Source organism: Sinorhizobium fredii USDA 257, from assembly GCF_000265205.3.
GTDB lineage: Bacteria > Pseudomonadota > Alphaproteobacteria > Rhizobiales > Rhizobiaceae > Sinorhizobium > Sinorhizobium fredii_B.
The window spans coordinates 1,925,548-1,940,045 of sequence record NC_018000.1 but is presented as its reverse complement, the minus strand read 5'-3'; the positions used below and the strand labels follow the sequence as shown (position 1 = coordinate 1,940,045).

11 protein-coding genes are annotated in these 14,498 nt (G+C 57.3%); 5 read left to right on the top strand and 6 right to left on the bottom strand.

The genetic code is table 11. The features are described from left to right. Positions 1 to 7: 7 nt before the first annotated feature. From USDA257_RS08930 to USDA257_RS08915, 4 genes are all read left to right on the top strand, one after another. On the top strand, positions 8 to 922 hold the full coding sequence (locus tag USDA257_RS08930) for a branched-chain amino acid ABC transporter permease (RefSeq protein ID WP_014762595.1): 915 nt from the start codon (positions 8 to 10) through the stop codon (positions 920 to 922). Beyond that, the gene (locus tag USDA257_RS08925; protein ID WP_014762594.1) at positions 922 to 2,034 is read left to right on the top strand and encodes a branched-chain amino acid ABC transporter permease; all 1,113 of its coding nucleotides are present in this window, start codon (positions 922 to 924) and stop codon (positions 2,032 to 2,034) included. The genes USDA257_RS08930 and USDA257_RS08925 overlap by 1 nt, the downstream gene beginning before the upstream one ends. A 155-nt stretch (positions 2,035 to 2,189) precedes the next feature. After that, on the top strand, positions 2,190 to 3,386 hold the full coding sequence (locus tag USDA257_RS08920) for a pyridoxal phosphate-dependent decarboxylase family protein (protein ID WP_161623529.1): 1,197 nt from the start codon (positions 2,190 to 2,192) through the stop codon (positions 3,384 to 3,386). A 140-nt stretch (positions 3,387 to 3,526) separates the two neighbouring features. After that, positions 3,527 to 4,879 (top strand): FAD-binding oxidoreductase, encoded by a 1,353-nt coding sequence (locus tag USDA257_RS08915; RefSeq protein ID WP_014762592.1) that lies wholly within the window; start codon positions 3,527 to 3,529, stop codon positions 4,877 to 4,879. 79 nt (positions 4,880 to 4,958) lie between these two features. Here the strand turns inward: USDA257_RS08915 and USDA257_RS08910 are convergent, their stop codons facing one another. From USDA257_RS08910 to USDA257_RS08890, 5 genes are all read right to left on the bottom strand, one after another. Beyond that, positions 4,959 to 5,756, bottom strand: a complete 798-nt coding sequence (locus USDA257_RS08910; protein ID WP_041414031.1) for an IclR family transcriptional regulator — start codon at positions 5,754 to 5,756, stop codon at positions 4,959 to 4,961. A 210-nt stretch (positions 5,757 to 5,966) separates the two neighbouring features. After that, a complete protein-coding gene (locus tag USDA257_RS08905) occupies positions 5,967 to 6,425 on the bottom strand; it encodes a PaaI family thioesterase (RefSeq protein ID WP_048657363.1) in 459 nt (152 codons plus the stop codon). 16 nt (positions 6,426 to 6,441) lie between these two features. Next, positions 6,442 to 7,836 carry an aspartate aminotransferase family protein gene (locus USDA257_RS08900; protein ID WP_014762589.1) on the bottom strand — a complete coding sequence of 465 codons (1,395 nt, stop codon included), beginning with the start codon at positions 7,834 to 7,836 and terminating at the stop codon, positions 6,442 to 6,444. 63 nt (positions 7,837 to 7,899) lie between these two features. Beyond that, positions 7,900 to 9,609 (bottom strand): hydantoinase B/oxoprolinase family protein, encoded by a 1,710-nt coding sequence (locus tag USDA257_RS08895; RefSeq protein WP_014762588.1) that lies wholly within the window; start codon positions 9,607 to 9,609, stop codon positions 7,900 to 7,902. Positions 9,610 to 9,639: 30 nt separating this feature from the next. Beyond that, the gene (locus USDA257_RS08890) at positions 9,640 to 11,670 is read right to left on the bottom strand and encodes a hydantoinase/oxoprolinase family protein (RefSeq protein ID WP_014762587.1); all 2,031 of its coding nucleotides are present in this window, start codon (positions 11,668 to 11,670) and stop codon (positions 9,640 to 9,642) included. A 1,002-nt stretch (positions 11,671 to 12,672) separates the two neighbouring features. On the opposite strand from USDA257_RS08890, the gene USDA257_RS08885 reads away from it, so the two are divergent. Beyond that, positions 12,673 to 13,707 (top strand): aldo/keto reductase, encoded by a 1,035-nt coding sequence (locus USDA257_RS08885; protein WP_014762586.1) that lies wholly within the window; start codon positions 12,673 to 12,675, stop codon positions 13,705 to 13,707. Between the two features lie 16 nt (positions 13,708 to 13,723). On the opposite strand, the gene USDA257_RS08880 is transcribed toward USDA257_RS08885, so the two are convergent. Beyond that, positions 13,724 to 14,443 (bottom strand): ABC transporter ATP-binding protein, encoded by a 720-nt coding sequence (locus USDA257_RS08880; RefSeq protein ID WP_014762585.1) that lies wholly within the window; start codon positions 14,441 to 14,443, stop codon positions 13,724 to 13,726. Between the last annotated feature and the right edge of the window lie 55 nt (positions 14,444 to 14,498).

Here is a 14,498-nt window from a genome sequence, read left to right as displayed (position 1 = left end):
ATGTCTCATGACCAACGTTGTGCAAGTCCTCATCGACGCGATCGCCCTTGGCAGTCTCTATGCTCTCGTCGCGCTCGCCATTGGCTTGGTTTTCGGTGTGATGAGGCTCATCAACTTCGCCCAGGCCGATTACGTTACCATAGGTGCCTATTCGCTCGTCGTGCCAACTGCGTCGATCACACCTCCGCTGCTGTTTGGCGCCCTGCCGCCGGCACTGATGATCGGCTGCGTTGTCTTGACCGTCACTGTCCTGGCGCTATTGACCGAACGCATCGCCTTTCGTCCACTGCGCAGTTCCAATCCGACGACCCTTCTAATTTCGTCCTTCGCCGTGAGTTACTTCCTGCAAAGTCTCCTCACTCTGCTGCATGGCGGGCGCCCGAAAGCAGTCAGCATAGGCGAATCGCTCACTCGGGCCGTGGAGCTGTTCGGAATCCGGGTTCCTGGTGTGCAACTCCTGACGATGGCGGTCGCGGTTACGCTGCTGATAGCCTTGGTCTTGTTCCTCAAGAAGACGTCACTTGGCGTCCAGCTGCGAGCAGCGGCTGAAGACTTCCAGATGGCTCGACTGCTTGGTGTGCCGGCCAACCGCGTCATTGCCATCGCGTTCGCGATCAGCGGTATCCTGGGCGGCACCATATCGTTGCTTTTCGTGATACAGACGGGGATGCTCGACATCAGACTGGGCATGATGCTCGTCGTCTACGCGTTCTTCGCCACAGTTATCGGGGGAATGGGGTCCTTGCCCGGCGCCGTTCTAGGCGGGTTCATCGTCGGGATCGTCAGCGTCCTACTGCAATCCTATCTCCCGGAGGACATGCGTGCCTTTCGCGATGCCGGTGTTTTCGCGCTGGTCATTCTCATTTTGCTCGTGCGTCCGCAGGGTCTGATCGTGACGAGCGCTGCCAAGGAGAGAGTGTGATGCGCCTGGTCCGTCTCATGTTCCCAGTTATTGGCTTGGTCGTCCCGTTGTTGATCGCAGTGCTCCTCCTTGCACAGTTCACCTCGCCGAGCGTGCACCGCGTCGCCACAGAAGCGTTGATACGCCTCGTCTTCGCCGTCGGCCTATACATATTCGTGGGCAATTCCGGGATCGTCTCATTCGGGCATATGGCTTTTTGTGCGATCGCCGCCTATGCGACAGCATGGCAGACGTGCTGCCAGATGCTAAAGCCCATAACTATGTCTGGTCTGCCTGCCTTTCTGCGTGACAATACGTTCCCCCTTCTGCCGGCGGCACTGACGTCGATTGGATTGGCAGGAGGCGTCGCCTTTCTGTCGGGGCTAGTCCTGATGCGGCTTACTGGCCTAGGCGCCTCGATCTCGACGCTCGCGCTCCTCTTCATCCTAAATGTCGTTTACTCCAATTGGGATAGCGTCACGATGGGGACATCAACCATCGTGGGCCTGCCCGTCTACGTGACGATCTGGGTCGCTTTAGCGTGTGCCCTCGTCGCTATTGTCATCGCCTATCTTTACCAGACATCACGTTGGGGGCTCATGCTAAGGGCTACGCGTGAGGATGAAATAGCCGCCGCCGCTTCGGGCATATCCCTCTATTGGACGCGTCTGTTTGCCTTTACCTTGTCCGGCTTCGTGGCAGGACTTGGCGGCGTCCTTTTTGCGCATTTCACGGGCACCGTCTCAATCGGGACCTTTTTCCTGAACCAGACATTCTTGATCGTGGCGATGCTCGTGATTGGCGGCATGCAAAGCCTCGCAGGGACAGTATTAGGCGTGGCTGTTATCAGTGTTGTGATCGATGTCTTCCGCCGCGCGGAAGCAGGCTTTCAGCTTGGGGCCATGGACATCGCTTTCCCACCGGGGTCGCAGGAGCTGATCCTCGCCGTCATCATGCTACTGATCCTGGTCTTTCGGAAGGGCGGGATTATGGGCGGGCGAGAACTTAGCTTGCCTTGGTCAATGGCAAACCACGCAGCCGAAGCACCGGAGGCACCTAGCCTAAAAACGGCTGAGGAAGACGGTGCAGCCTTTGTGAACGATGTTGAAGACACAAGTTCCGTAAGAGCCTAGCCGGCTTCGGAACTATCGCGCCAGCGCAGAGTGCCCCTTACTTTCACTTCGAGGTTGTCCCGCAGCTAAAGCGGGCAGATTCAGGATAACGCGAGATGAAGCAGATACCGGCAAAGGGTTTGGAAAGAGACGTCATAATGCAGGAGCTCAGGCAGATGAAGTCGCTCGACTTCGACTGGCGCGCTGGACGGGTGCCCTCTTATACCTACTTCGTCGACGACGAGACCCTTGATGTGCAGCGCGAGGCCTATGGCGAATACATAGCCGAAAACGGCTTGGGCGCCGGCCGCGCCTTCAAGAGCCTCGAGTTGATGACCGACGACATCAAGTCGATGGCGATATCGCTCTTCAACGCACCCGCGGCCGCCGGAGCCTCCTTCACGTCGGGTGGAACCGAAAGCATTTTCATGGCGGTCAAGACCGCGCGCGACCTGACGCGGCACAGGCGCGGCGAGCCAGATGGACGCTACAACATCGTGGCTTGCGAGACCGCTCACCCTTGCCTCGACAAGGCTGGTCAACTCCTGGGCGTCGATATCAGGCGGACACCGCACACCGCTGAATTCCGGGCAGACCCTGCACTCCTGCGCACTTCGATCGACCAAAAGACGATGATGCTCTTTGCGTCTGCGCCGAATTATCCATTTGGAACCTTCGATCCGATCAGCAAGATCGGAAGGCTGGCGCAAGAAAGAGACCTGCGTCTTCATGTGGATGGCTGCTGGGGAGGATTTCTTTCGCCGTTCGCCGAGCGGCTCGGGTATCCAATTCCCGAGTGGGACTTCCGCGTGCCTGGCGTATCCAGCCTGTCGGCGGATATTCATAAGTTCGGATATGCGGCTAAAGGTGCAAGCGTCGTGCTCTATCGAGATGTCGAGGATCAAGAACACGAACGCTTCTCTTTCAGCGGCTGGCCGCGTGGTACTTATTCCACCCCTACCTTCCTTGGAACAAAGGCCGGCGGAGCGATCGCGTCCGCTTGGGCCGTGATGCACTTTCTCGGCGTGGAGGGCTACCTTCGGGCGGCGAAGCTCACGATGGATGCCACCATGCAGTTGATAGAAGGCTTGAATGCAATTCCCGACATTTATTGCCTGACGCCGAATGGCGAGAGCAATCTGATCTCGTTTGCAACCAGCGACCCCAAGCTCGACATTTATGCCGTTGCGGATCGCCTCGAAGAATGCGGCTGGCTACGAGGGCGCATGCGCGAACCAAAAGCCATTCAGCAAGGCGTCAATCCCGCTCACCTTGCAACCGTCACCGAGTATCTGGCGGAGGTTCGCAAGGCCATTGATCATGTGCGCGGCAATGTGGCGGCGCCTGTGGCATACGACGAACATAGCTACTAATCGGAAATCTAGCGGCGGCGGGGCCGGGAGCCTCCCGGTAGCTGCCGAAGCAGGAGGTTTTTAAACTGCACGAGAAACCCTTTCTGAGAGAGCTGAGATCGGCGCTCGGGCATTCGGCCATCAAGACCGACGCAAACGACATGGCTCCTTATCTCGTGGACTGGAGGAGCCGGTACCGCGGAACGGCGCTTGGGGTTGTGGAGCCGTCCACAGCGGACGAGGTGGCCGTCGCGGTGCGGATCGCATCAGCCCATGGCGTGAAGGTCGTCCCGCAGGGCGGCAACACTGGATTGGTCGGCGGCGGCGTGCCACTCACCAAGCATGAGGGGTCGCAGCAGATCGTGGTGTCGTTGAGGCGCCTCAATCGAATTCGCGACCTCGATCTCCTCGACAACGTGATCGTCGTGGAGGCCGGCGTTATTCTTCAGAACGCGCAGGCGGCTGCTAGGACTGCTGGTCGGCTGTTACCGATCAGTCTTGCGGCGGAAGGAAGCGCGCAAATTGGCGGCATAGTCTCTACAAATGCCGGGGGAACCAACGTTCTGCGTTTCGGCTCGACGCGTGAGCTGGTCTTGGGCCTTGAGGTGATATTGGCCGACGGGTCGATTTGGAACGGGCTTCAGCGACTCCGTAAGAACAATGCCGGCTACGATCTCAAGCAGCTATTCATTGGTTCGGAAGGCACTCTCGGTATTGTCACGGCGGCCGCGATCAAGCTTTTCCCGTTGCCGCACTCATGCGTTACGACGTTTATCGCCGTTCCGTCGCCAGCGGCAGCTGTTCGCTTGTTAAGGTATCTCCAATCGGAACTTGGAGACTCACTGACCGCCTTTGAACTGATCGAGCGCGTCTGCCTCGATCTCGTGTTCGGAGTGGTGGAGGAAGCACGTGATCCATTTGAACAGTCCTACCCCTGGTACGTGTTGGCGGAGGTTTCCGCGACGGTGAAGGAAGTGGTCCTCGATGATATCGTCGAAAGAAGCCTGGCGAGCGCTTTTGAAATCGGCATTGCAATGGATGCAGTGCTGGCGCAAAGCGAGAAGCAGCGCGTGGAGCTTTGGCGTCTGCGCGACGAGATCACAGAAGCCGAGCGCCGCCATGGCCCAAGCGCCAAGCACGACATCTCGATCCCAGTCTCGCGTATCTCCGATTTCCTGGCGCGAGCTCCAGCAACTGTAAGAACTCACGTCCCCCATGCACGGCCGATTGCATTCGGGCATGTCGGAGACGGCAATATACACTTCAATGTTTTGGCCCCCGCTGAAGACGCGGATTGCATCAACCGGGCAGTTTACGACCTCGTTACGACACTGGGAGGATCGATCAGCGCGGAACACGGCATCGGCCAATCAAAGATCGAGCTTCTGGCGCATTACAAGGATCGCACCTCCTTATCCCTGATGCAGCGCGTTCGGAGAGCACTGGACCCTTCGACGACCTTCAATCCAGGCAAGCTAGTACACGTTCCGCCTGTCCGCGGATCGGATTTATAACAGGCTTATGGCGAGACATGGGCCGCAGCATTCGCGACCGGCGTGAAGGACTGACCATCATTCCTTCGCAGCGTGAACATCACGCCGCCTTTCCTCCAGTACGCCCGCGCAGCGAAAGGATGGGTGTCAGGGCCTTAGCGATTTCCCGCAGCAGGGCTACGATAGACGCACGATCTTCCGTGATCGCGCGCGTTATAGGGCCAGTGATGCCAACCGAGTAAATGACCCCGTCTGTCGGTATGTGGATCGGGACCGATAATGCTGACATCCCCTCGTGAATGCACTCCACGCAAGCTGCAAAGCCCTCATTGCGAGCTTCCTCTATCTCCTTCCTGACGATGCCAGGATCGGTAACCGTGTTCCGGGTGAAAGCCTGCAAAGGCCTCTCCAGTGCCTTGTCTAATATCGATGGGTCCTGATGGGCGAGAATGATTTTGGCGCTCGCTGCGGCATGGGGAGGCAACTCTTGGCCCGGTATGACATAGCTTTTCCAGCGTGGATCACCTGCGGCCGAGGCAACGACAAAGACGCGATGGCCGGCCAGTCGAGACACAAAAATAGAGGCATTTGGAAACTTCGCCGTTGCTTGAACGAGCGTTGGCAGAACTGCAGCTTCGATCCAATCTGCATGGCCAGCAGCATACACGAGCCGCGTCAGTCGATTTCCAAGTGAAAGGGTGCGCTCCTTGTGATCTCCACCCTCGACAAGGCCCGAGCGGCTCAGGACACGCAGCAGCCGGTGGGCTGTCGATTTCGGTAGTTGCAGCGCGTGCGCGACATCTGCGGTTGTAAGCTCGCCAGGGAATGCTGCGATGAGTTCCAGGAAGGAAATATACCGTTCAAGTGGTCCCGCCGCCGAATCGGACTCTTCGGTCATCGCATTTGCCTCCTTACGCATTGTCACGCCACGCTTCTGACGAATGCAATAACCGCTCAGTCAGCCCCGTTGCAAACCCAGAAATCTAGGACATAGTTCCAAAAAGCTGGCCGCATTGCAACCTCGCACCTTCGGACAAGATCAAGTTGGAATACGAATCAACCCGGAGGACGCGGCATCGCCCAGCGCTCGACGGTTGCCTGATCGATTTCAGATGCGCTCAGCGATCTCTTTCTCGTTCTGACCCGGTTTGCTGCACTTCCACGTTGATGTGGCGATAGCCGCCAGTGCTCCTGACGAGTCCTCAAGGCGAGACTCCAGGAACGCAATACTCCTCCCGCGCTTCAAGAACTGTCCGGTGCAGACAGCGGTTCCAGCATTTATCGGGCGCATGTACTGAACCTTCATTTCTATTGTCGTACCGGCGCGGTCATAGCTGCGATGGAGGAGATGCCCCATCGAAATATCCATCACCGTGGCAACGACCCCGCCGTGCAGCGATCCCTGCGGATTGAAGAGGAAGTCGTGCACAGGAAAGCGGATGACACATCTATCATCGGGGTACGAAATATCGAGCGCCAGCAACTGCGCCAGAAAGAACTTGCCAAACTCAGGTTTGTAATTCTTCATGGCTTGATCAAATGCGCTCTTGGCCGAAGTCTCGTCCACCACATTTCTCCCGTAATCACGCGTTGCTTTGACGATTGGTAGATATGCGCTGTAGGCAAGCGCTTCGCGGGAGTGCCCGCGCATTCTCTTCCGCGAGACTGGAGATTAGTTCTCCATATTCGCCAACGAACGCGGCAAGGACCGCGCTTGCTGCTTGGCGATGTGCCGCAGTCATCGGAAGAGATTGGTAGAAGTCTCCGCGCCCGGCGACGGCGACGCCGTTCAGCAAGCCGTACATGTGGAAAAGAAGGCCGACCCGACGGCTAAGCGGTGTCACATCTGCCGCTTCCTGAAGCGGCGTTCCAGCAAGATGAAGTGTACAGAGCGATCCGAGACCTGTGAAACACAACGGCACGGAACTGAGATCGACGATCCGCTGGAACTCCAGTCGCAGCCGCTCGCTTTCCTCATGAAAGACGTCAGCACGCTCAGGCGTAAACACCTTCGTCAAACCAGCGAGTCCAGCGGCCATCGTGCAAACATTATTGTTGAAGGTCCCCGCATGGCGTAGTGAGTCAGGCTTGTAGGGATTATAGTGATCCATGATGTCGGTACGCCCACCGAACGCACCAATCGGCAACCCTCCGCCAAGATATTTGCCGAGGGTCGTCAAATCTGGCCTGATGCCAATCCGGCCCTGCATTCCGGCAGCGCCACAACGCGAGGTCTTGACTTCGTCGAAGATCAGGAGCGTTCCGACAGCTTCAGTTTCGCGCCTGAGAGCGGAAAAGAAATCGGTCGTGCCCGGAAGATTTCCGCCCGCGCCCAAGATTGGTTCGACGATGACGGCCGCAAGGTCGTTTTGATTTTCTTTAATAAGCTTCGCAGCCGCGTCGCCATCATTATAGGGAGCGACGATGAAATCGAACGGCACGTTAATCGGGCTTCCACCAATTGGGAAAACTAGCACGCCGCCGTGATATGCACCTTCGAAAACCATGATCTTGCGCCGGCGCGTGAAATACTGCGCGGTAACGAGGGCAAGGATGTTCGCCTCAGTACCGGAATTGCAGAAGCGCAGGAGTTCCATGCTGGGAAAACGAGATTGCAAGGATTCCGCGAACTTTGCCTCGTATCGATTGGGGCCGGCGAGAACGGTGCCATCATCGAGCGCGTCGATGATGGCCTTCCGAATGACTGCATCCGAATGGCCGTACAATCCGGCGGAAAACTCGCCGACGAAATCGGCATAGCTATGGCCGTCCAGATCGGTTATGTCGGCCCCCTTTCCGGATAGGATCGTCAGCGGAAACGGTTCGTAAAACAGCACAGATCGGGTATTGCCTCCTGGGAGAACCCGCCTCGCATCGAGAGCAGCGCGTTCGCTCAGCGGATTTCTTTGCGCGAATTCGCGCCTCAATTGATCTATCGAGCGATTCAGCTCGTCTACGACATTGCCATTCAATCGCATAGGAATATTTCCCCCTGGAACTCGAACTTTCTGCGACTTTGATCGTGTCAAAGCCGCCCACTTTTATTCACCCGGCGAGGGCATAAAGCTGCTCGTTCGAGCCAGGTAACCACTCTTCTCATCCTTCGCTATGCGACCGCAGTCTCTTTCGCAAGGATCTCCATATCCTCCTCCACCCGGGGTTTTCACATCAATCCAATCTCCTGGTCGCATGACATATCCTTCTCCCTTTGAAATGTGTTCGGGTATCTCGGCTTGACCATCGCGAGAGACGACAATTTCGTTCGCAGCCCCGGGGAGCCCACCAAGCGTGCCGGGTGGGCCCTGCCGTCCATGGTCCATCATGAATGAGGCCGTTGCCGTTCCCCTCAGGAGCTTCATTCGATAATCGACGCCCAATCCCCCTCGATATTTTCCGGCCCCACCCGAATCCTCTCGAAGCGAATAATGCTCAAAGATCACGGGATAGCGAAGCTCCAGAACCTCGACCGGTTGCGTCTTGGAAATGCCAATAGTGGCACAGCCGTTACTAATACCGTCACCGTCATACCAACCCCCGTAGCCTCCGCCGGAAAAATAATACATGACGTAGTTCTCACCAGTTAATGGGTCGACGCCGCCGAGGCTGAGATTGCCGCTTGTTCCCGCCGGCGGAGCGAAGATCCTATCGGGTATGGCCGGTGCGAGCGCCAACAAGATGGCTTCAATAATGCGCTGTGATACCTCGGCCGCCGAACCCGCTGTAGGACTAGGGTATTCGGCATAGAGGAAGGTGCCGCGCGGCTCCTCCACCTGGATAGGGCGGAAACAACCTGCGTTCATCGGAACATCTGGGAAAATATGCTTCAGCGCGATGTAAACGGCGCTGAGCGTAGTCGCCCACACGGTGTTCAAGGGTCCGGCGCACGGCGCACTCGAGCCCGCGAAGTCCACCTGCATGTCAGATCCAGAAACTTGGAGGTTCACACGAATTGTCAGCGGCTCGTTCACGATCCCATCGCTATCAACATGAGCGACCGCGCTCCAGACGCCGTCGGGAATCGTCTCGATGTGGGATCGCATCAGGCGTTCGGAGCGCACTTCCAATTCGGCAATGGCTTGGTCCACAAGGTTCTCGCCGTAACGGTCAAGCAGAGCGGTCAAGCGTTTCGCGCCGGCGCTGAGCGCTGCAATCTGCGCCTTTACGTCGCCAAGAGAATCGTTAGGCACCCTGATGTTGTTAAGGATGAGCTGGAGCACGTCATCCTGCATCTCGCCCGCCTTCACAAGCTTGATGGGGGGGATGCGTAAGCCCTCCTGATGGATCTCCGTCGACCGAGTCGTAAACCCTCCCGGAACGACTCCACCGGTGTCCCGCCAGTGGCCGACGTTGGAGAGATAGGCCCACAGACGGCCATTATAGTAGAACGGACGGATCATCCTGACGTCCATTAGGTGGGAGCCGCCCAAATAGGGGTCATTCATGATGACAATGTCACCGTCGACTAGATCGTCCCTGGTCCTTATAACCGTATTGGTGGTGACTGCGAGTTGCCCCAAGAAGATGGGCAAACCTAATTCGCCTTGAGCGATCATTCGGCCATCCTCGCGATGGTAGATGCCGTTTGCGCGATCGTACGCTTCCGAGATAATCGGCGAGAACGAAGTTTTCTCGTGCACAAGATCCATCTCGGTACAAACCTGTTGAAGACCTTTCTCGATGACCGTCAGGGTGACGGGGTCGACATCTGCGAGCATGGAGACTGCGCCGTCGCGCTGTAGGGCTTTGGACATCTTCAGTTTTCCTCAGTGACAGGGCGGGGTTCAGCCGTGAACATGCACGAGAAGGTTGCCAATATCGTCGACTTTGGCGGTTGCGTCCGGGTGGAGAACAAATGTGCTGTCGGGCTGTTCGATGATTGCAGGACCGCTAATTTCGGAGCCCTCGGGCAGCTTGTCGCGATTGTATGTCAGCGACTTAATCCACCGATCACCGAAGTAGACGTCGCGCGATCCGGTAATGGCATCTTCCAGTCTGCCCGGCTTCGGCCTGAAGATGCCGAGGTCTATCCGTTCCCGCACGCCGATAACGGTTGTACGCACATTCACGAGTGTCGGGTGCATCTCGGGTAAGGATAGATTGTACCGTGCCAGATATGTGGCAAGGAAGTTCGCCTCCAAAGCCTCGGGATCGAAGTGCGACCCCCGCATCGGCACACGTAGCGTGTGTGACTGACCACGGAAAAGAAGATCGAACTCGTGCGACACCTCGACATGGGCAACACTCACTTTTTCCTGCTCGAGCAGATCACGGCCGGCGCGCTCTTGCTCGGCAAGTAAGTTCTGAATGGAGTTGCGGTTGAGCCCGCCCAGCGGTTCATTGACTGTCTGAACGAAGTCATGCCTAACATCGGCGAGGACGCAGCCAAGTGCCGAATTAAGACCTGGGTAGCGCGGGACGAGAACGCGGGGAATGCTAAGATCGCGCGCGATCGATACCGCATGCAGCGGCCCAGCGCCGCCGAATGGCATTAGAGCGAAATCACGAGGGTCGTGGCCTTTTTCGATCAACACCAGCCGAATGGCTCCCGCGAGTTCAGCATTTGCGACGTCCAGGATTGCCGCCGCTGTCTGGTAAGCATCGAAGCCAAGCTGGCGCCCGATTCGGTCTTCGAGCGTAGAGGCAATCTTGTCCAGGGGGGCCGCCACAGCCGAACCGGTGACCACGCTCGGATTCAGTCGCCCGAGCAGGAAGTTGGCGTCCGTAATAGTGGGTTCGCTGCCTCCCCTCCCAAAGCCGATCGGCCCGGGAAACGAGGCGGCGCTTTCTGGACCGACGCGTATCATGCCTGCTTTGTCCAAGCGGGCAATGCTGCCACCACCAGCGCCGATCGTATGAATGTCGATCATTGGGATGCGGATCGGAACGGCGTAGGCCAGATCCTTTTCAGACGATACAATTGGCTCGCCGTTTGATACGATTGCGACATCGAAGCTCGTGCCACCCATATCCCCGGTAACCAGATTGTCGATCCCCGCGCGTTTGGCGATGGCTGCTGCCGCTAGAACACCAGCAGCCGGGCCCGACATAACTGTCTGGACGGCATGGCGGCTTACGAGCGAGGAAGCCATCATTCCGCCGTTTGCTTGCATTACGAGCAATTCGTTCCTGAAACCGTTCTGCTTCAGCTGACTTGCGACATCAGAGATGTAACGGCTGACCACAGGCCCAATCGACGCGTGAATAGCAGCGGTGCTGGAGCGCTCAAACTCCCGCATTTCGCGTATGACTTCGTGGCTCGCTACGACGTGGTCATTGGGCCAGATCTCCCGAACGATCTCTGCCGCCCGCGCCTCGTGATCATCACTAATGTAGGAATGCAGGAAGACCACGACCAGCGCTTCGGCGCCCATCTCCAGCAACCGACGAGCGGTTGCCCGTACCTCATCCTCGTTGAGCGGAACGACAACGTTGCCGCGGGAATCGATCCGCTCGGAGACTTCGAGACGGAAATCGCGTTCGATCAAGGGATCGAAGCTGCCCGATAGACCGTAGGCGTTCGGGCGCGTTCTGCGACCTATCTCAAGGACGTCCCGAAAGCCGCGAGTCGTGATCAGACCGCATCGCGCACCCTTACGCTCCAGAACGGCATTCGTGCCGGCCGTGGTGCCGTGGATGAGCCAGTCGATCGTGGCAGGTCGCGCGCCAATAGTCTCCAGGCCGTTCAAAAATCCCCGGGACCGATCATCGACCGTTGTGGGAATCTTGGTGGTGCGGAACTCCAAGCTCTCCGTATCCATCATAAAAAGATCGGTAAAAGTTCCGCCTACATCCACGCCGACGCTGATGCTCATAGTTCACCTTTGTCCAGTTCGTCCCGAAAAACGGTACTTTGTGCTAAATAATGACATTAGAAGCTTAGGTGCGGGACTTGTCAAGGGATGTTGCGCGGGTGACGCAGCAGGAATTTCGCCAAACTCCTCCGGAACTAGACCGGTAGCAGGCCAGCGACGTCCATTGGCCGCTCGCCTCCACACCCAATCTGACGAAAACTCAAACCGCCATATGTATCATAATTCGATGCGATGCCTCGAAATGCGGTACATACGGACTCTTTGTTCCACCAGAGCACGCGACGAAACGCTCATCCAAGCTCCAATTACTGGCCTGGCAAAAAAGCTACACCTCGCCTCTGCCGCCACCTCAATTCAAGCGTCGCAAGTGCTTTCGCGAGCGTTGCCAAGCTCCAATTACTGGCCGTTCCCAGCCATGATCAACGGCGACTGAAGTCCGGGGGTTTTGTCGACATCCAGCCGCTCGCCGAAATAGGCCATTGGCCTACAGTCACCAAGTCCGACAGAACAACGGCTGTTCAAGCGACCCTTCCAGGAATACGCAAGGATCTCTCCACGAGCAACTCGATGGCATGAAGCGATCCTTGGAACACGTTTGAATGTCGGCGCTACAGCCCCTCGTAGTCTTGCCGTGCAACCGCTGAGGCTTGGAAACTGTTGACTCGACTACCGTACCATGTTTAGTTCTTCAGGACAAAGTGCCGAAAAACGGAACCATAAATCTTCCGAGCAACACCATTGGCACTCGCATGGTGCCGTCATGCATGCGGGTTGCGTGGTAAACAACGACCGAGCTCCTCCACGGAGAGGGCGGATTTGGACCGAGCCTGCTGATGACAGCGGGTGAGAACTGCGGATCTAGTCCTCGATCTTCCGTTCCTGCTGGCTGGCAGTGCCGGCTGTCTGCATGCCGGCAGCAGTGAGAATATAGCGCTCTCCAGCTAATTCGCGGACGAGCTCGTGTTGGCTCTGGATTTGGCTTGGCGAACATGGAGAAGGAGCATGCAGTACAGAAATCTGGGAAGCAGCGGGCTGAAAGTGTCCGCTCTAAGCATGGGGACGCTGTCTTTCGGAGAGGCGCATAGCTTAGCAGAGGCGCGGCGTTTGGTGAATGTCTGCGTTGACGGCGGTATCAACCTTTTCGACACAGCCAACATGTATACGGGCGGACGGTCAGAGGCGATTCTGGGCGAGGTCCTCCTGGGTTGGCGCGATCAGGTACTCATCACGACGAAGGCGCGTATGCGCGTCGGGGACGGACCTAACGACGAGGGTGCATCGCGCTATCACATAATTCGCGAATGTGAACGGAGCCTCGAAAGGCTACGTACCGATTACATCGACCTCTATCTGATGCATGAATGGGATGGGCTTACACCCATAGAGGAGACACTCGAGGCACTGGACACGCTCATGCGGCAAGGCAAAATTCGGTACGCTGGGTGTTCCAACTACTCAGGGTGGCACGTCATGAAGTCGCTGCATGTTGCCGAAATGCGCTGCTACCCACGCTTCATCGCCCAACAAATTCACTACACATTGGAAGCGCGTGAGGCAGAGTACGAGTTGCTTCCGATTGCTGTCGATCAAGGTGTCGGGATCATGGTTTGGAGCCCTCTAACGTCCGGGCTCCTTTCGGGCCTCTTCAGTAAAGAAAACCCGCCGAAATGGTGCGGCGACGATGTCAGCTGGAACGGGCCGCCGATCCGCGACGAGGAGCGTCTCTGGCGCATTACCGATGTCATAAGGGACATAGCCGACGCGCGCGGTATTCCGATGTCGCATGTTGCGTTGGCCTGGGTGCTTGGCAGGCCAGGGGTCACTTCAGTAGTGGTGGGCGGCCTCACCGAGCAGCATTTCTTGGAAAATATCGCGTCCGTCGATGTAACGTTAAGCCCGGGCGAGCTCGCTCGATTGAATGACATCAGCCTTCCCCCTTACCTCTACCCCTACTGGCATCAACGTAAACTTGCCGCAGGTCGGCTCAGTGCCGCCGACTGGGCCTTGCATGCCAGCTATGCAGAGCCTGCGGCGTGAGAGGCACATTCGATATCTAAGCCGTCGCCGAAGCAAAACCGAAATACGCGGCATCCAGGGCGCGGCCGTCTGCCAATTGATCAGGCGTTCCCTCTAGCACCACATCGCCGTTTCGAACAACGTAGATGCGAGAGGCGAGCTCCATGATCCTAGCGGTTGACTGTTCGACAATAAGTAGCGTCAGGCCCGACTGATTAAGGGTCCGCAAACTTTCATATACTTGATCGATGACCAACGGTGCCAATCCCAGCGACGGTTCATCAATCATAAGTAGAGAAGGGCGCTGCAGAATTGAGCGGGCGATAGCCAGCTGCTGCTGTTCACCGCCAGAAAGGTGTCCCGCTATGCCATTGAAGCGCTCACGCAAAATGGGAAACGTGTCGAGGATGGTCTCCAGGTCCGCCCGCACCTCAGCGGAGTTTCTTCGGATCATCGAACCGACCTTCAAGTTCTCCTGAACCGTCAGTGTTTTGAAAATGTGACGCCCCTCAGGAATGAGCGCGAGTCCGCTACGGCATAGTTGCTCCGGAACCTTCCTGTCGATGCGGCTACCCTGAAAGAAAATCTCGCCCGAACTTGGAGACATAAGGCCTGCAATGGTCTTAAGTAATGTCGACTTTCCTGCGCCGTTGGGGCCGACGACGAACACGATTTCACCCTGTTTGACAGTAAGGTTGATGCCTTTGAGGGCCGTCAGACGGCCATATCCCGCAAACAACTGCTTCACTTCGAGCATATTATGCCCCCCTGAATCTTCGGTGCGATGAGCCAGCCGGGACGGCGCGCTTTGT